The organism is Massilia sp. IC2-476, from assembly GCF_020707295.1.
GTDB lineage: Bacteria > Pseudomonadota > Gammaproteobacteria > Burkholderiales > Burkholderiaceae_D > Telluria.
Genome location: NZ_JAJFER010000002.1, coordinates 421,583 through 438,486 on the forward strand (window position 1 = coordinate 421,583; position 16,904 = coordinate 438,486).

Annotated in this window: 16 protein-coding genes; 9 read left to right on the forward strand and 7 right to left on the reverse strand. The window is 66.2% G+C overall.

Features of this window, described 5'->3' with window-relative positions; translation table 11 throughout:
• Nucleotides 1-2: 2 nt before the first annotated feature.
• From LK539_RS06790 to LK539_RS06820, 7 genes are all read right to left on the reverse strand, one after another.
• Entirely contained in the window at nucleotides 3-764 is a 762-nt protein-coding gene (locus LK539_RS06790) for a LytTR family DNA-binding domain-containing protein (RefSeq protein ID WP_227800152.1), read from the reverse strand.
• Nucleotides 764-1,654: a sensor histidine kinase gene (locus LK539_RS06795; RefSeq protein WP_227800153.1), complete on the reverse strand. Its 891-nt coding sequence runs from the start codon at nucleotides 1,652-1,654 to the stop codon at nucleotides 764-766. Before LK539_RS06795 ends, LK539_RS06790 begins: the two co-directional genes overlap by 1 nt.
• Before the next feature lie 3 nt (nucleotides 1,655-1,657).
• Nucleotides 1,658-1,909 carry a hypothetical protein gene (locus LK539_RS06800; protein WP_227800154.1) on the reverse strand — a complete coding sequence of 84 codons (252 nt, stop codon included), beginning with the start codon at nucleotides 1,907-1,909 and terminating at the stop codon, nucleotides 1,658-1,660.
• A 127-nt stretch (nucleotides 1,910-2,036) separates the two neighbouring features.
• Entirely contained in the window at nucleotides 2,037-2,639 is a 603-nt protein-coding gene (locus LK539_RS06805; RefSeq protein WP_227800155.1) for an energy transducer TonB, read from the reverse strand.
• A gap of 11 nt (nucleotides 2,640-2,650) precedes the next feature.
• On the reverse strand, nucleotides 2,651-3,214 hold the full coding sequence (locus tag LK539_RS06810) for a GNAT family N-acetyltransferase (RefSeq protein ID WP_227800156.1): 564 nt from the start codon (nucleotides 3,212-3,214) through the stop codon (nucleotides 2,651-2,653).
• 28 nt (nucleotides 3,215-3,242) lie between these two features.
• Nucleotides 3,243-3,875, reverse strand: a complete 633-nt coding sequence (locus LK539_RS06815) for a TetR/AcrR family transcriptional regulator (RefSeq protein WP_227800157.1) — start codon at nucleotides 3,873-3,875, stop codon at nucleotides 3,243-3,245.
• 7 nt (nucleotides 3,876-3,882) lie between these two features.
• Nucleotides 3,883-5,298 (reverse strand): PLP-dependent aminotransferase family protein, encoded by a 1,416-nt coding sequence (locus tag LK539_RS06820; protein WP_373889517.1) that lies wholly within the window; start codon nucleotides 5,296-5,298, stop codon nucleotides 3,883-3,885.
• A gap of 361 nt (nucleotides 5,299-5,659) precedes the next feature.
• On the opposite strand from LK539_RS06820, the gene LK539_RS06825 reads away from it, so the two are divergent.
• From LK539_RS06825 to LK539_RS06865, 9 genes are all read left to right on the forward strand, one after another.
• A complete protein-coding gene (locus LK539_RS06825) occupies nucleotides 5,660-6,976 on the forward strand; it encodes an aspartate aminotransferase family protein (protein WP_227800159.1) in 1,317 nt (438 codons plus the stop codon).
• Nucleotides 6,977-6,983: 7 nt separating this feature from the next.
• The gene (locus tag LK539_RS06830; RefSeq protein WP_227800160.1) at nucleotides 6,984-8,477 is read left to right on the forward strand and encodes a CoA-acylating methylmalonate-semialdehyde dehydrogenase; all 1,494 of its coding nucleotides are present in this window, start codon (nucleotides 6,984-6,986) and stop codon (nucleotides 8,475-8,477) included.
• A 57-nt stretch (nucleotides 8,478-8,534) separates the two neighbouring features.
• Complete coding sequence (locus tag LK539_RS06835; RefSeq protein WP_227800161.1) at nucleotides 8,535-9,923, forward strand: NAD(P)-dependent oxidoreductase; 1,389 nt, start codon at nucleotides 8,535-8,537, stop codon at nucleotides 9,921-9,923.
• Nucleotides 9,911-11,191: an NAD-dependent dihydropyrimidine dehydrogenase subunit PreA gene (gene preA / locus LK539_RS06840; protein WP_227800162.1), complete on the forward strand. Its 1,281-nt coding sequence runs from the start codon at nucleotides 9,911-9,913 to the stop codon at nucleotides 11,189-11,191. The genes LK539_RS06835 and preA overlap by 13 nt, the downstream gene beginning before the upstream one ends.
• An 86-nt stretch (nucleotides 11,192-11,277) precedes the next feature.
• A complete protein-coding gene (locus tag LK539_RS06845; RefSeq protein ID WP_227800163.1) occupies nucleotides 11,278-12,759 on the forward strand; it encodes an NCS1 family nucleobase:cation symporter in 1,482 nt (493 codons plus the stop codon).
• Between the two features lie 16 nt (nucleotides 12,760-12,775).
• Nucleotides 12,776-14,167, forward strand: coding sequence for a dihydropyrimidinase (gene hydA / locus LK539_RS06850; RefSeq protein WP_227800164.1), 1,392 nt, complete (start codon nucleotides 12,776-12,778; stop codon nucleotides 14,165-14,167).
• 9 nt (nucleotides 14,168-14,176) lie between these two features.
• Nucleotides 14,177-15,415, forward strand: a complete 1,239-nt coding sequence (locus LK539_RS06855) for a Zn-dependent hydrolase (protein ID WP_227800165.1) — start codon at nucleotides 14,177-14,179, stop codon at nucleotides 15,413-15,415.
• 144 nt (nucleotides 15,416-15,559) lie between these two features.
• Nucleotides 15,560-16,342, forward strand: coding sequence for a LamG domain-containing protein (locus LK539_RS06860; protein WP_227800166.1), 783 nt, complete (start codon nucleotides 15,560-15,562; stop codon nucleotides 16,340-16,342).
• Between the two features lie 77 nt (nucleotides 16,343-16,419).
• Complete coding sequence (locus tag LK539_RS06865) at nucleotides 16,420-16,893, forward strand: MgtC/SapB family protein (RefSeq protein WP_227800167.1); 474 nt, start codon at nucleotides 16,420-16,422, stop codon at nucleotides 16,891-16,893.
• Nucleotides 16,894-16,904: the final 11 nt, after the last annotated feature.

A 16,904-nucleotide genomic window follows, 5' to 3' on the forward strand; every position in this document is an offset into this window, starting at 1 on the left:
CCTTACATCTGCTGGAACAGGTGGCCGTGATTGCGGCTCACCTCCAGCTCGCCCGAGAAGTCGTGCAGCCTGCACATCTGCCGGCCGCGCAAGTCGCGGTAGATCTCAGCGATGGCATCGACCCGCACCAAGGTCGAGCGGTGGATGCGCCAGAATTCGTCCGGGTCCAGCTCGTCCGCCAGTTCCTTGAGCGTCTTGCGGATCAGGAGCTGGGTGGTGGCGGTCTGCACGCAGGTGTATTTGTCGTCGGCCTGGAAATACAGGATCTCGCGCGTGCTGACCATGCGCAGGCTGCCGCCCACCTGGGCCTGGATCCAGCGCAGGTAATTCGGCTTGGCCGCGCCGCCCTGCTTGAGCAGCGTGCCCAGCTCGAGCAGCTGCGCGCCGATGTCCTGCGGTTTGCGGTTCAGGCGCGTGCGCAGCCGTTCGCAGGTGGTCTGCAGGCGCGCCGGCGTTACCGGTTTGAGCAGATAGTCGATCGCGCCCTGCTCGAAAGCGTCCAGCGCGTACTGGTCGTAGGCGGTGGCGAACACGATGTGGCAGCGGTCGTAGAGCTGGCGCGCGGCGTCGATGCCGCCCATGCCCGGCATGCGGATGTCAAGAAAAGCGATGTCAGGCTTGTGCTGCGCGGCCAGCGCCAGCGCTTCCGCGCCGTTGGCTGCTTCCGCCACGATGCGCAGCTCGGGCCAGGCTTCGTGCAGGCGCGCGCGCAGCTGGTCGCGCAGCGGCGCTTCGTCGTCGGCAATCAGGGCAGTGACAGTCATCAGTCGAACTCCGTCATCCGGTAGGGCAGGCGGATCGAGGCGCAGGCGCCGCCGCCCGGCGGCATTTCGATCACCAGTTCGGCATCCTTCCCGTACAGCAGGGCCAGGCGCTCGCGGATGTTGGCCAGGCCCACGCCCTCATCGGCGTGGACGTCGATCCCGATGCCGTCGTCACAGACGTCGACGTGCAGCGTGGCGACTTCGACGTGGGCGCGCACGGTGATGGTGCCGCCGGCCACCTTCGGCTCCAGGCCATGCTTGATCGAGTTTTCGATCAGGGTCTGCAGCATCATCGGCGGGAAGGGCGAGCTGCCGAGGAAGTCCGGCACCTCGAAGCGCACCGTCAGGCGTTCCTTCATGCGCGCCTGCATGATCGCCAGGTAGGCGCGCGACAGTTCGACCTGCTTGCCAAGCGTGCCGCCGCCACCTGCGCGCATCTGCGGCAGCGAGGAGCGCAGGTATTCGATCAGGTGCGCATGCACGCGCGCCGCTTCCTTCGGGTCGGTTTCGATCAGCTGGCCGATCAGCGCCAACGTGTTGAACAGGAAGTGCGGTTCGACCTGGGCCTGCAGCGTTGCCATCTTCGCTTCCATCAGGCGGCGCTCCAGGGTGGCCACATTGGCCTTGTCGGACGCTTCGCGCGCCGTCAGCTCGGCGCGGCGCTTGCCGCCGGCCAGGACCTTGACGCCGAAGGACAGCAGGATGAACCACACCGCCGGTTCGGTCAGGTTGAATGAGATGCCGAAGATGAAAGCCAGGAACCAGGTCACGTACAGCTTGCGCCACTCGACCAGGGCCAGCCAGTCGAAGAAGCCCCACCACAGGGCGCTGGCTTCGCTGACGGCCTCGCGCACGAAGTCGAGTGCGCGGTTGATCGGGGCGGCGACCATGGCTTACTCCACGATCTGGGCCGGACGGCGGCCGAACAGGGCCGCGGCGACGAATTTCAGCAGCAGGAAGCCAACGAACAGGGTGAGCGCGAGCGGGACGATGCTCAGGATCAGCGCCAGGCCGATCGAGACCGCCAGCAGCGAGGGCCAGGGCAGGGCCGCCAGCGTGCGGGCGCCGGTGCGCAGGGCGCGGTTGGTCTTGCGGGCGATGTCTTTCATGTCGGTCGTGAACGAATCGAAGCGGGAGGTTTTCATGTGTGCGTCCTTCGGTTGAGTCGATGGCGCCACTGTAGGCCTGCAGCCTGCAATGCGCCATGGCGATCCGACGAACGGTCGAAATCCCGGTTTTGACGGTAAGAAGGGCCGATAAACGGTCGGGCCCTTATTGCTTTCGAGGGAGCTTTGCTGCTTCGCGCTGCATCAGGCCGAACAGGATTTCCCGAGGCTGGGTTGCGCAAGCGGCAATGGCGGTGGCCGCGACGGCGCTGCTGTGTTGCGCGTAGGGCATCTGCTGTGGTCCGGGCAGGGTGAAGATCAGCGCATCCCTTGCCATCTTCACTACCTCCATGTCGCTGGCTTGCAGCTCGGGGAAGGTGGCCATGAACCAGGCTTTGTCGATATTGAAATCCGCGCAGGTCTTGCGCGGCAGGTCAGCCATGCTGTCCTTGCTGAAGCGGATCGGCACCAGGACTTGTGCCGGCGCCACGCCCGGCTGTGGCGGCGTGTACGGAAAGCTGCGGGTCAGCGCCAGCGCGGCCTTGTCCAGTTCGGGCGAACGCGAGGACTCGGTGATCGCGGCGGCGGCAGCCTTGCCTGCCGGGCCGACCGTGACGCGCACCACGGCGCGGCCCTGCACGCCGCGCTCAGCCAGGCCGGCGGGATAGGCGGCGTCCCTCGGGTACACCATCGTGTCGCCTTCCATCATCTGGGCGGAAGCACAGGGGAGGGCCGCAACAGCCAGCAGGGCGAGAGCGAAGTCTTTCATGAGGTGTCGCCCTAGCGGCGGCCGCGCTCGTCCCAGTAGCTGCGCAACAGTCCATAGTTGATCGTGTCGGCCATCTCGCCATGCACGAACCAGCGCTCGGGCATGTAGCCTTCCTTGCGAAAGCCCATCCGTTCCAGCACGCCCGCCGAGGCGGCGTTGCGCGGGTCGATGTCGGCTTCGATGCGGTTCAGGCGCAGTTCGTGGAAGGCGTAATCGATGGCCGCTTCCAGCGCTTCGCTTGCGAAGCCCTTGCCCCAATAGGCGCTGCCGAGGGCGTAGCCGATTTCGCAGCGCCGGTTTTGCGGGAAGAAATGGTGCAGATTGGCGGTGCCGATCAGCTGTCCGGTTTCGACAAGCTCGATCCCGAAGCGCACCTCGGACTGTTCGCGGTAGCTCTCGAGCGCGCGCTCGATGTTCTGTTCGGCGAACGCGATCGACGTCCAGGTCGGAGCGCTCCAGTAGCGCACCACCGCCGGGTCGGAAAACACGGCGAACAGGTCGGCGGCATCCTCCATCGTCACGGGACGCAGGGTGAGCCGGCTGGTAGTCAGGATGGGGGTTGGGTAGCTCGACATGACGAAGATGATAGCACTGCCGCCGAGCTCAGACAGATGTGACCACCGCCCGCACCACCATGTCGCCGATCAGCTGCTGCGCATGTTCGAAGTCGCCCGTGTCCAGTTCCGGCTTGTCGAGCACCAGCGCCATCTGGGCCGAGAAATCGGCGTAGGACTGGGTCATGGCCCACAGCGCGAACAGCAGGTGGGTGGCGTCGACGCGGGCGATGCGGCCGTCTGCCATCCAGCCCTCGAACACCTCGATGTCGCGGCGAAGCAGCGGCACCACGCGCGCGCGGATCTGGTCGCCGTAGAACTTGGCGCCGCCGATGACTTCCATCGCATACACGCGCGAGGCCCAGGGCTGCTCGCGCGAGAAGCGCAGCTTGGCCGCCACATAGGCGCGCAGCACGTCAGCGGGTTCGGCGGCTGGATCGGCCAGGTGGGCCATGCGCTCGAGCCAGTCGTCCAGCACGTCGTCCAGCACGCGCTGGTACAGGGCGTTCTTGGTCGGGAAGTAGTAGAGCAGGTTCTGCTTCGAGATGCCGGCCCGCTCGGCGACGGCGGCGATGCTGGTGCCTTCGAAGCCGCACTCGGCGAACAGGCGAGTGGCGGCGCCGAGGATCGCGTTTTCCAGCTTGTCGCGGCGCGTGCTGCTGTCGTTGACGTGAATGTCCATGCTGTCCTCAGCGCTGGGCGCGCAAAAAATCGAGCAGTTGCGGGCTGGCCGCGTAAGCGGCGTTGAAGCGGAACCAGATGCCCTGCGCTTCGCGCTGGGTGAAGAACTCGCCGGGCGCCAGCAGGATGCCGCACTTCAGGGCGGCGTCGGCGATCGTGCGGCCATTGCGTGCGGACGTCGGGAGATCGTCCCAGCCGGCGCTGACGAACATGCCGCCGCGCGGCTGCGCCAGCGGCGCCATGCCCAGTCCGCGCAGGGCGTCCAGGGTGCGCTCGCGGGCGTCATCGAGCTGGCTCGCCAGGCGCTCGACCATGCGGCGGTAGCCGCGCGTGCCGATGGCGTGGAATACGGCGCGCTCGTTGATCTCGGATGTGGTCAGGCCCGCCACCATCTTCACGCGCAGCAGTTCCGGCACCAGGGAGCGCGAGGCGCACAGCGAACCCACGCGCAGCACCGGCGACAGGGTCTTGGAAAAGCTGCCGACCCGGATCACGCGGCGCAAGCCGTCCATCGCCGCCAGCGAGGCCTCGCCGGGCTGCGCCAGTTCGCGGTAGATGTCGTCTTCCACCAGCCAGAAATCGAACTGCTCGGCCAGCCCCAGGAGACGGTGCGCCTGGGCCTGCGAGAGCGAGGTGCCGAGCGGATTCTGCAACACCGTGTTGACGAACATGAGTTTCGGATGCAGCAGCGCGGCCTGGCGCGCCAGCTCTTCCATGTCCAGGCCGGCTTCGCCGCGCGCGATCCCGACCGGGATGCAGCCGTGGTGCCGCACCAGCGACAGCAGGTTGCTGTAGCCGGGATCTTCGACCAGCACCACGTCGCCGGGACGGGTGAGGGTGCGCAGCACCAGGTCGAAGGCGTGGGTGGCGCCGTTGGTGAGCAGCAGCTGGTCGGGCTCGACGGGGAACAGCTCGCCCGACAGGGTGGCGGCCAGGTGCTGGCGCAGCGAAGGAAAGCCGAGCGGGTGGCCATAGCCGCGCAGGCGGCTGGCCGGAATCTTCATCGCGTGCCGTACGGCGTCCAGGATCGTGTTTTCGCCATACCACTCGGGCGGCAGCCAGCCGGCGCCCACCGGCAGGGTTTCAGCCTGGCCGCTGTACAGGTCGGGGGCGAGGGCGTCGATCTCGGATTGCAGGCTGGGCTGGCTGGCAGCTGGTGCGCAGGGCGCCTGGGGCAGGCTGCGCGCCACGAAGAAACCTGACCCACGGCGCGAGGAAAGCAGCCCCAGCTGCAGCAGGCGCTCATAGGCTTCGACCACCGTGAATGTGCTGACGCCATTGCACTTTGCGAATTGTCTAACCGAGGGCATTTTCGTACCGGCACCGAGCTGGCGCTCGTTTACCATCGTCGAGATAGTCGCGACGATCTGGTCGACCAGGCTGCCGCGCCGGTTCCGGTCGATACCGAGTAGTGGCCACGCCACACAGGGTGCCATACTGGCGGCAGATCGCAAGGTTTTACAAGGAATGACCTCTGTTAACACAGCTTCTTCCATCGCCACCACTCCATCCACGGGGTTGAAGGGCGCCTCGAAAAACCGTCGCGAGCGGCAGCAATGGTGGTCGAGAAGCGCAGCTGTACGAGGAGTACAGCGAGCATCGCAGACCGCCAGTGCAACGCGCAGCAGGTTTTTCGAGGCGCCCGGACTGTACAGGCCGCGTCGCCTGTACGGTTGGTCGGTTTTGCCCTTGGTGTATCTGTGCCGGTGTTGCCTTGCTGACTATTATTGATCAATATTTTGCCAACTGGTAAAAATTTTTCGCCGTCATGGCGGGGAGAGACGCATGAACGAGTCCAGGCCCAAGTCGATGTCGTCGTTTTGGATGCCCTTCACCAATAACCGCGACTTCAAGGCCAGTCCGCGCCTGCTGGTATCTGCCGAAGGGATGTACTACAAGGATGTGGACGGCAACAGCGTGCTCGACGGCACCGCCGGCCTCTGGTGCGTGCCCTGCGGCCACGCCCAGCCGCGCATCACCCAGGCCGTCAGCGAAATGGTCGGGCAGCTCGACTTCGCGCCGACCTTCCAGATGGGCCACCCAGCCGCATTCGACCTGGCCGAGCAGTTGATGGACTACACCGGCCACAAGTTCGGCCACGTGTTCTACACGAATTCCGGTTCCGAAGCGGTGGATACCGCCCTGAAGATGGCGCTGGCCTATCACAAGGCCCGCGGCGAGGGCGGACGCACCCGCCTGATCGGGCGCGAGCGCGGCTACCACGGGGTCGGCTTCGGCGGCCTGTCGGTGGGCGGGATCGGCAACAACCGCAAGAGCTTCGGCCCGCTGCTGCCGGGCGTGGACCACCTGCCGCACACGCACAACCTGTTGAAGAACGCCTTCTCGCGCGGCGAGCCGGACTTCGGCGTGGAGCTGGCCGACGAACTCGAACGCCTGGTCACGCTGCACGATGCCTCCACCATCGCGGCCGTGATCATCGAGCCCGTGTCCGGCTCCACCGGCGTGCTGGTGCCGCCCAAGGGCTACCTGAAGCGCCTGCGCGAGATCTGCGACAAGCACGGCATCTTGCTCATCTTCGACGAAGTCATCACCGGCTTCGGCCGCCTGTGCACGCCTTTCGCCAGCGACTATTTCGGCGTCGAGCCCGACATGATGACCACGGCGAAGGGGCTGACCAACGGCGTGGTGCCGATGGGCGCCGTGTTCACCAAGCGTTTCATCCACGACGCCTTCATGGAGGCGCCGGCCGGGATCGAGCTGTTCCACGGCTATACCTATTCCGGCCACCCGCTCGCCTGCGCGGCCGCGATCGCCACCCTCGAGGTGTTCCGCGAGCAGGGCATCATCGAGAACGCCAAGGCGCTGCAAGCGTACTTCGAGGACGCGCTGCATTCCCTGCGCGGCCTGCCGCACGTGATCGACCTGCGCTCGATCGGCCTGGTCGCGGGCATCGAACTCGAACCCATCGCCGGTAAGCCGGGCGCGCGCGCCTACAGCGCCTTCAAGAAGGCGTTTGCGGACGGCATCCTGATCCGCGTGACGGGCGACATCATCGCGCTGTCGCCGCCGCTGGTCCTGAACAAGCAGCACATCGACGAATTGTTCGGCAAGCTCGCCAACGTACTCAAGAACCTGGACTGAATCTCTCATGGACATCATTTCGCATTTTATCAACGGCCAGCCGACGCAAGGGAGCGGCACGCGCCAGGCCGACGTCTACAACCCGGCGCGCGGCGAGCCCTGCGCCCGGCTGGCGCTGGCCGAGACGGGCGACGTCGACGCCGCGGTCTGCGCGGCGCAGGCTGCCTTCCCGGCCTGGGCTGCCACGCCGCCACTGGCGCGCGCACGCATCCTGTTCAAGTACCTGCAGCTGTGCCAGCAGCACACCGACGATTTCGCGAAGATGGTCGTACGCGAGCATGGCAAGACCTTCGCGGATGCCCAGGGCGAAGTCGCGCGCGGCATCGAGGTGGTGGAATTCGCGGTGGGCATCCCGCAGATGCTCAAGGGCGAGTTCACCGACCAGATCGCGCGCGGCATCGACGCCTGGTCGATGCGCCAGCCGCTCGGCGTGGTGGCCGGCATCACCCCGTTCAACTTCCCGGTAATGGTGCCGATGTGGATGTTCCCGGTTGCGCTGGCATGCGGGAATACCTTCGTCCTGAAACCTTCCGAACGCGATCCCTCGCCTTCGCTGCTGCATGCCCGGCTGCTGCAGGAGGCGGGCTTGCCGGACGGCGTGTTCAACGTGGTCCAGGGCGACAAGGTGGCGGTCGATGCGCTGCTCGACCATCCGGATGTCCAGGCCATCAGCTTCGTGGGCTCGACGCCGATCGCCGAGTACATCTATTCCCGTGGCTCGGCCAAGGGCAAGCGCGTGCAGGCCCTGGGCGGCGCCAAGAACCACATGGTGGTGATGCCGGACGCCGACATGGACATGGCGGTCGACGCCCTGATCGGCGCAGCCTACGGCTCGGCCGGCGAGCGCTGCATGGCAATCTCGGTGGCGGTGGCCATCGGCGACGCCGGCGACCGGCTGGTCGCGGCACTGGCCGAGCGCACCGCGAAGCTCAAGATCAACGACGGCATGGCCGAGGGGGCGGAGATGGGGCCGGTGGTCACCAGCGCCGCCAAGGAACGCATCGAACGCCTGATCGGCCAAGGGGTGGAGCAGGGCGCCACCCTGGTGGTGGACGGCCGCGGCTGCCGCGTGGACGTCTGCCCGAACGGCTTCTTTGTCGGCGGCACCCTGTTCGACCACGTCACGCCCGACATGACGATCTACCAGGAAGAGATCTTCGGCCCGGTGCTGTGCGTGGTGCGCCTGCCGGACGTGGGCCGCGCGGTGGAACTCATCAACGCCAACGAATACGGCAATGGCGTGGCCATCTTCACGCGCGACGGCGGGGTGGCGCGCGAGTTCGTGCGCCAGATCGAAGTCGGCATGGTGGGCGTGAACGTGCCGCTGCCGGTACCGATGGCCTTCAACAGCTTCGGCGGCTGGAAGCGCAGCCTGTTCGGCGACCATCATGCCTACGGTCCCGAAGGCGTGCGCTTCTATACCCGCCACAAGGCGGTGATGGAGCGCTGGCCCAATACTGCCAGCAGCGGGCCGGAGTTCGCTTTCCCGCAGATGAAGTAATTCGGCACCCGTGGGGTGCAGCAGCATGTCGTCGACCAACAACAAGAAGGGATGCACATGATCGAATCACTCCAGCACCTGCCGCCCGCGGCGGGGTCGAACGGCGAGCTCGCCCTGCAGTTCACCGACCTGGCGCCGCCCCTCACGGCACGCCAGGCCGCCGTCGAGGCCGCGCGCTGCCTGTACTGCTACGACGCCCCCTGCATGAACGCCTGCCCGACCGGCATCGACGTCGCCAGCTTCATCAAGAACATCCACGACGGGAACATCGACGGCGCCGCCCACGGCATCCTGAAGGCCAACATCTTCGGGGGCAGCTGCGCCCGGGTGTGCCCGACCGAGATCCTGTGCGAGCATGCCTGCGTGCGCAATAACCCGGCCGAGCGCGAGCCGGTGCGCATCGGCCTGCTGCAGCGCTATGCGATCGATAACGCCAGTTTCACCGGCCATCCCTTCCAGCGGGCTCCCGCCACCGGCAAGATGATCGCCGTGGTCGGCGCCGGCCCGGCCGGCCTGTCCTGCGCCCATCGCCTGGCCATGCTGGGCAACGACGTGGTGGTCTATGAGGCGCGCCCGAAAGCCGGTGGCCTGAACGAATACGGCATCGCGAAATACAAGCTGCCGGGCGACTTTGCCCAGCGCGAAGTGGACTTCCTGATGTCGATCGGCGGCATCCACATCGAATACGGCCGCAAGCTGGGCGAGAACCTCAGCCTGGCCGAGCTGCACACCCGCTATGACGCGGTCTTCCTGGGTATCGGTTTGCAGGCCAGCCGGGCGCTGGGCCTGACCGGCGAAGACGCGCCCGGCCTGATGGCGGCAATCGACTACATCGCCGCACTGCGCCAGGCCAGCGACCTGTCCACCTTGCCGGTGCCGCGCCGCGCGGTCGTGATCGGCGCCGGCAACACGGCGATCGACATGGCGGTGCAGATCAAGCGCCTTGGGGCCGAGGACGTGACCCTGGTCTACCGCCGCGGCCTGGAGTCGATGAGCGCCACCGGCCACGAGATCGAGATCGCCAAGGCGAATTACGTGCGCATCCGCACCTGGGCCGCGCCGCTCGAGGTGCTGCTGGACGAATCCGGCCGGGTATCCGGCATGCGCTTCGAGCAGACCCGCATGGAAGAGGGCCGCCTGGTACGCACCGGCGGCTACATCGAGATCGCGGCCGACGCCGTGTTCAAGGCCATCGGGCAGAGCATGAGCGAAGACGGACTGGTCGAACCGCTGGCACGGGAACTGTCGCGTGAGGGCGACCGACTCCGGATCGACGAGCGTTTCCGCACCGCGATCCCCGGCATTTATGCGGGCGGCGACTGCGTGGCGCCGGGCCAGGACCTGACCGTGCAGGCGGTCCAGCACGGCAAGCTGGCGGCCCTGTGCATCCACCAGGACATCCAGGCGCGTATCGGCACCACTATGGAGGCAGCATGGCAGACCTGAGCATCGATTTCTGCGGCATCAAGAGTCCGAACCCGTTCTGGCTGGCCTCCGCGCCGCCCACCGACAAGGCCTACAACGTCGTGCGCGCCTTTGAGGCGGGGTGGGGCGGGGCGGTGTGGAAGACCCTGGGCGAAGACCCGCCGGCGGTGAATGTCTCTTCGCGCTACTCGGCCCACTACGGCAAGAACCGCGAAGTCATCGGCTTCAACAACATCGAGCTGATCACCGACCGCAGCCTGGCCATCAACCTGGAAGAGATCACCCAGGTCAAGAAGGACTGGCCGGACCGCGCCGTGATCGTGTCCCTGATGCTGCCCTGCGAGGAGGCGCCATGGGCGGCGATTCTGCCGCTGGTGGAAGCCACCGGCGCCGACGGCATCGAGCTGAATTTCGGGTGCCCGCACGGGATGCCCGAGCGCGGCATGGGCGCGGCCGTGGGCCAGGTGCCGGACTACGTCCAGATGGTGACCAGCTGGTGCAAGAAGCACACGCGCCTGCCGGTGATCGTCAAGCTCACGCCCAACATCACCGACGTGCGCCACCCGGCGCGCGCGGCGCTGGCCGGCGGGGCGGATGCGGTCTCCCTGATCAACACGGTCAATTCGATCACCCACCTCGACCTCGACCGCATGGTGGCCTTTCCGATCGTGGGCGGGGCCAGTACCCACGGCGGCTACTGCGGCTCGGCGGTCAAGCCGATCGCGCTCAACATGGTGGCCGAGATCGCGCGCGACCCGCAAACCCGTAATCTCCCGATCTCCGGCATCGGCGGCATCGGCAGCTGGCGCGACGCGGCCGAATTCATCGCGCTGGGCGCCGGCAGCGTGCAGGTCTGCACGGCCGCCATGCTGCACGGCTTCCGCATCGTCGAAGAGATGAAGGATGGCCTGTCGCGCTGGATGGACAGCCAGGGTTACGCGAACATCGCCGCCTTCTCGCGCAAGGCGGTGCAGAACACTACCGACTGGAAGTACCTGGACATGAACTACCAGGTGATTGCCCACATCGACCAGGACAAGTGCATCAAGTGCGGCAAGTGCTACGTGGCCTGCGAGGACACCTCGCACCAGGCCATCGCACGCGCTGTGGACGACGTGGGCAACCGCCGCTACGAGGTGAAGGATGCCGAGTGCGTGGGCTGCAACCTGTGCGAAATCACCTGTCCGGTGGAGGCCTGCATCACCATGGTGCCGCAGGAAACCGGCAAGCCTTACATGAACTGGACCCAGGACCCGCGCAACCCGCGTGCCGAGCCGGTAGTGGTGTAAACACCCGACCCCGCACGCGACACCTTTGTACAGACGATTGCGCTACACTCGGTTGCACAATCGGCAACCGACCAGGAGAGGCCCACGTGACGACGCAACACAACGCAAGCTCCGAACTCTGGAACCACGACCTGGCCCCCACCGGGGCCGCGCAGCGCACCTGGCGCTGGTACCACTTCGCCGCACTGTGGGTCGGCATGGTGATGTGCATTCCCGCCTATACGCTGTCCGCCAGCCTGATCGAATCGGGCATGTCGGCCTGGCAGGCGGTGTGGACGGTCTTCCTCGCCAACGCCATCGTGCTGGTGCCGATGCTGCTGATCGGCCACGCCGGCACCAAGTACGGCATTCCCTATGCCGTGCTGGCGCGCACCTCCTTCGGCACCCGCGGCGCCAAACTGCCCGCCCTGATGCGCGCCATCGTGGCTTGCGGCTGGTACGGCATCCAGACCTGGTTCGGCGGCAGCATGATCTACACGCTGCTGGGTGTGATGAACGGCGCGCCGATCGGGGGCGAGCCGATCGCGGGCCTCGGCATCAACTTGGCGCAGCTGCTCTGTTTCCTCGCCTTCTGGGCGATCCAGCTCTACTTCATCGTGCACGGCATCGAATCGATCCGCAAACTCGAGACCTGGACCGCGCCTTTGAAGATCGCGATCTGCTTCGTGCTGCTGTGGTGGGTGTACGAGCGCGCCGGCGGCTTCGGCCCGCTGCTCGATCGTCCCTCGGCTTTTGTTGCCGGCGGGCCGAAGGAGGGCCAGTTCTGGCAGGTGTTCTGGCCTTCGCTCACCGCCATGATCGGCTTCTGGGCCACGCTGGCGCTGAACATCCCCGACTTCACCCGTTTTGCGAAGACCCAGCGCGACCAGGTGGTCGGCCAGACCGTGGGGCTGCCGGTGCCGATGGGTTTGCTGGCGGCGCTGGCGGTGATCGTCACCTCGGCCACCGTGGTCCTGTACGGCAAGGCCTTGTGGGACCCGGTCGACCTGGCCAGCCGCATGGAAGGCACGGCCGTGCTGGTGGCGCTGATCGTGCTGCTGGTCGATACGGTCAGCGTCAACCTGGCGGCCAACCTGGTCGGCCCGGCCTACGATTTCTCCGCACTGGCGCCGCGCGCAATCAGCTATCGCATGGGCGGCTACATCACCGCCGGCCTGGCCCTGGTCATGATGCCCTGGAAGATCCTGGAGACCACCCAGAACTACATCTTCACCTGGCTGGTGGGCTACTCGGCGCTGCTCGGGCCGATCGCCGGCATCCTGATCGTCGACTACTACCTGGTGCGTAGAACGAAGCTCGACGTCGACCAGATGTACCGCGACGACGGCATCTATTCGTACCGGAACGGCTGGAACATGGCGGCCATCGTCGCCTTCGTGCTGGGCGTGGCGCCCAACATCCCGGGCTTCCTGAACGCCGCCTTCCCGGCATCCTTCCCGGACGTGGGCGAGGCGTTCAAGACCATTTATACCTATGCATGGTTCGTCGGCGTCGCCATCGCGGCCATCGTCTACGGCGCCATGATGAAGGGCCACCGCGTGCCGCTTCTTTCGGCGCACCAATCCTGAAACGAGGGAGAACCTGATGACGATCCTGATCCGTGGCGGTACCGTCGTGAACGCCGACCGGGCCTTCCGCGCCGACGTGCTCTGTGTGGGCGACAAGATTGCGGCGGTCGGCGAGAACCTGGAGGCCCCAGGCGGGGCCACCATCGTCGACGCCGGCGGCCAGTACGTGATGCCGGGCGGGATCGATCCCCACACCCATATGCAGCTGCCCTTCATGGGGACGGTCACGGCGGACGACTTCTTCACCGGCACCGCGGCCGGGCTGGCGGGCGGCACCACCACCATCATCGACTTCGTCATCCCCGACCCAAAACAGTCGCTGTTGGAAGCCTTCCACACCTGGCGCGGCTGGGCCGAGAAATCGGCCGGCGACTACACCTTCCACGTCGCCGTCACCTGGTGGGATCAGTCGGTGCATGAAGAGATGGGCGTGCTGGTGCGCGAGCATGGCGTCAACAGCTTCAAGCACTTCATGGCCTACAAGAACGCGATCATGGCCGACGACGAGACCCTGGTAAAAAGCTTCCGCCGCTCGCTGGAACTCGGCGCGATCCCGACCGTTCACGCGGAGAACGGCGAACTGGTCTACCAGTTGCAGCAGGAGCTGCTCCAGAAGGGCATCCGCGGCGCCGAAGCGCACCCGCTGTCACGCCCACCGGAGGTCGAGGCGGAAGCGGCCAACCGCGCGATCGCCATCGCTAACGTGCTCGGCACGCCGGTCTACATCGTGCACGTGTCCTGCGCCGAGTCGCTGGAGGCGATTACGCGGGCGCGCGCAAAAGGACAGCGCGTGTATGGCGAGGCCCTGGCCGGCCACCTGGTCATCGACGACAGCGTCTACCGCCACCCCGACCCCGATTTCGCGCGCGGCCACGTGATGAGCCCACCCTTCCGCAGCCGCCATCACCAGCAGGCGCTGTGGCAGGGCCTGCAGGGCGGGAACCTGCACACCACGGCGACCGACCACTGCACCTTCTGCGCCGAGCAGAAGGCAGCCGGCAAGGACGATTTCACCAGGATCCCGAATGGCTGCGGCGGCGTCGAGGAGCGCATGGCGGTGATCTGGGATGCGGGCGTCAACGCCGGCCTGCTCACGCCTTCGGAATTCGTGCGCGTCACCTCCGCCAACGCGGCCCAGATCTTCAACATGTACCCGCGCAAGGGCCTGGTCGCGGCCGGGGCGGATGCCGATATCGTGGTCTGGGATCCGAACGGCAGCCGCACTATCTCAGCCGCGACGCAGTTCGCCAAGGGCGGCTTCAACGTGTTCGAGGGCCGCAGCGTGCGCGGTGTCCCGACCCATACTGTGGCCGCCGGCAAGCTGGTGTTCGAACGTGGCGAGCTGCGCGCCGAACGCGGCGCCGGCCGCTACGTTCCGCGTCCCGCCTTTACCGCCACCACCGCCTGAGAGGAAACCATGAACGAACTGAGGATCAAGGGCGAGCGCCTGTGGCAGTCGCTGATGGACCTGGCCGCCATCGGCGCCACCGAGAAGGGCGGCGTCAAGCGCCTGGCCCTGACGGACCTGGACCGCCAGGGCCGCGACCTGGTGGTGAAGTGGGGACGCGAAGCGGGCCTGGAAGTGACGGTCGACCAGATCGGCAACGTCTTCATGCGGCGCGAAGGGCGCAACCCCTCGCTGTTCCCGATCGTCACCGGCAGCCACGTCGACACCCAGCCGACCGGCGGCAAGTTCGACGGCAACTACGGTGTGCTGGCCGGGCTGGAAGTGGTGCGCACCCTGAACGACTTGAACATCCAGACCGAGGCGCCGATCGAAGTCGCGTTCTGGACCAACGAAGAGGGATCGCGCTTCGTGCCCGTGATGATGGGTTCCGGTGTGTTCTGCGGCGCCTTCAGCCTGGAGACCGCCTACGCCGCCCGCGACGTCGAGGGGAAAAGCGTGCGCGACGAACTGGAACGCATCGGCTACCTGGGCGACGAGGTGCCCGGCAAGCACCCGATCGGCGCCTATTTCGAGACCCACATCGAACAGGGCCCGGTACTGGAAGACGCCGACAAGGTGATCGGCGTGGTGCCGGCCGTGATGGGCCTGTCCTGGTACGACTGCACGGTGACGGGCATGGAAGCGCACGCCGGCCCGACCCCGATGGGCCTGCGTCGCGACGCGCTGCAGGTCGCGACCGGCATCATGCAGGAGGTGGTGCAGATCGCGAACCGCTACCCGCCCTATGGCCGCGGGACGGTGGGCATGGTGCAGGTCTTCCCGAACAGCCGCAACGTGATCCCGGGCCAGGTCAAGTTCAGCATCGACCTGCGCAACGTGAACGAGGCCTTGCTGAACACGATGCATGAAGAGATGCTGGCGTTTGTTGCGAAGACGCGCGCCGAGAGCGGCCTGGGCATCGACATCGAGCGCGTCTCGTACTATCCGCCTTGCCCCTTCCACCCGGAATGCGTGAACGCGGTGCGCAAGGCAAGCGAAAAGCTGGGTTATTCGAGCATGGACGTGGTGTCCGGCGCCGGGCACGACGCCATCTATGCCGCGCGCGTGGCCCCCTCCGGCATGATCTTCGTGCCCTGCAAGGACGGCATCAGCCACAACGAGATCGAGGACGCCCAGCCGGCCCACCTGGAAGCCGGCTGCAACGTGCTGCTGCATGCGATGCTCGAGCGAGCCGGCGTCGCGAGCTGAGTGCTACTGTCGGGAATATTTACACTTGCTTGCGGCCGCTGCCACGTCCTGTCAACAAGTGCTTGATTATAATCATGATTATTTTCTTGGCATAAACATTGCTTTTGATCCTTTATCGTTAATATATGATAAGGAATCTTAGCAATGAGCAATATTCGCAGTATCGTCGCAGGTCTCGCACTGGCTGCCGTCACGGGCAGCGCCGCCGCATTGCCCATCCCTGTCGACCACTTTATTTTCAATAACAACACCCTCGACACCGGTTCCAAGCCGAAGTCGATGGCACAGGCCGGCAGCTTCAGTTATGCGTCCGCGCCGGCTGGCGTCACGGGCAAGGCCGCTGTCTTCAACAGCAGTGGCTATCTCCGCTCGACGAGCATGGCCGCGATTTCCGGCGACTTCAGCGTGTCGTTCTGGATGAAGACCGGCGCCACCAGTCCGCAGGGTGTATCCCAGTGGTACGAAGGCATGGGCCTGGTCGATGCCGAGCGCGGCGGCGTGACGACCGACTGGGGCCTGAGCTTCATGAACAACAAGATTGGCTTCGGCATCGGCTGGCCGGACACGACGATCACCACCGCCACCAGCGTCAATGACAACCAATGGCACCTGGTCAACGCAAGCTGGCAAATGAACACCGGAACCATGTCGCTTTACCTCGATGGCGTGCTGAGCAATTCGAAGGTCGTTGCCGCTTCGAAAGATATGACCCGTGCCAACCAGAACCTGCTCGCCATCGGCGGCCTGGCCACCGGTATCAACTGGTTCTCGGGTTCGATCGCAGACGTGCAAGTCTTCGATAGCGTGCTGAGCGCCGCCCAGGTACGCGAAATCAGGTCCAACGCCGTGCCGGAACCGACCTCGCTGGCGCTGCTGGGCCTGGCTGGACTGGCCGGCCTGGTCGCGCGCCGTCGCCGCCAGGCTTGACCGCAAGGCCAACCGGACGCGGGCGACAGCTTCCTTGTAAAAATGGCATGATCCTGGGGTAACCTGGGAGATGCCGCATGGATTGGCTGGAGCGCAGCTGGAATACGATACTGTTTGAATTTTCCGACCTCGGCAACGTGGAGGACATCACGCGCATCGTGCTGCGCCTCCTGGTTGCCGTCGTCCTCGGCGGCCTGCTCGGCTACGAGCGCGAGTCGGTCGGCGCCTCGGCTGGCCTGCGCACCCACATGCTGGTGTCGCTCGGCTCGGCCCTGTTCGTGCTGATTCCGCTGCAGGCGGGGATGGAGATCGGCGACGTCTCGCGCGTCCTGCAGGGCGTCACGGCAGGCATCGGCTTCATCGGCGCCGGCGCCATCCTCAAGCATCACCAGAAAGACGACGTGAAGGGCGTGACCACGGCCGCCAGCGTGTGGCTGACCGCGGCGGTCGGCATCGCGGCCGGCATGGGACGCGAAGCGACCGCGGTGCTGAGCGCCCTGTTCGCGCTGGTGATCCTGGCGATCCTGCGCATCACGCCCAAGAAGGAATAAAGGCCTGGCCG

What these genes read in the sequence shown, in the direction of transcription:
- LK539_RS06830 (WP_227800160.1), top strand. Translation starts at nt 6,984, where the DNA reads ATGGACATCATTTCGCATTTTATCAACGGCCAGCCGACGCAAGGGAGC.
- LK539_RS06810 (WP_227800156.1), bottom strand. Translation starts at nt 3,214, where the DNA reads ATGTCGAGCTACCCAACCCCCATCCTGACTACCAGCCGGCTCACCCTG.
- LK539_RS06860 (WP_227800166.1), top strand. Translation starts at nt 15,560, where the DNA reads ATGAGCAATATTCGCAGTATCGTCGCAGGTCTCGCACTGGCTGCCGTC.
- LK539_RS06815 (WP_227800157.1), bottom strand. Translation starts at nt 3,875, where the DNA reads ATGGACATTCACGTCAACGACAGCAGCACGCGCCGCGACAAGCTGGAA.
- preA (WP_227800162.1), top strand. Translation starts at nt 9,911, where the DNA reads ATGGCAGACCTGAGCATCGATTTCTGCGGCATCAAGAGTCCGAACCCG.
- hydA (WP_227800164.1), top strand. Translation starts at nt 12,776, where the DNA reads ATGACGATCCTGATCCGTGGCGGTACCGTCGTGAACGCCGACCGGGCC.
- LK539_RS06825 (WP_227800159.1), top strand. Translation starts at nt 5,660, where the DNA reads ATGAACGAGTCCAGGCCCAAGTCGATGTCGTCGTTTTGGATGCCCTTC.
- LK539_RS06865 (WP_227800167.1), top strand. Translation starts at nt 16,420, where the DNA reads ATGGATTGGCTGGAGCGCAGCTGGAATACGATACTGTTTGAATTTTCC.
- LK539_RS06790 (WP_227800152.1), bottom strand. Translation starts at nt 764, where the DNA reads ATGACTGTCACTGCCCTGATTGCCGACGACGAAGCGCCGCTGCGCGAC.
- LK539_RS06835 (WP_227800161.1), top strand. Translation starts at nt 8,535, where the DNA reads ATGATCGAATCACTCCAGCACCTGCCGCCCGCGGCGGGGTCGAACGGC.
- LK539_RS06855 (WP_227800165.1), top strand. Translation starts at nt 14,177, where the DNA reads ATGAACGAACTGAGGATCAAGGGCGAGCGCCTGTGGCAGTCGCTGATG.
- LK539_RS06805 (WP_227800155.1), bottom strand. Translation starts at nt 2,639, where the DNA reads ATGAAAGACTTCGCTCTCGCCCTGCTGGCTGTTGCGGCCCTCCCCTGT.
- LK539_RS06795 (WP_227800153.1), bottom strand. Translation starts at nt 1,654, where the DNA reads ATGGTCGCCGCCCCGATCAACCGCGCACTCGACTTCGTGCGCGAGGCC.
- LK539_RS06800 (WP_227800154.1), bottom strand. Translation starts at nt 1,909, where the DNA reads ATGAAAACCTCCCGCTTCGATTCGTTCACGACCGACATGAAAGACATC.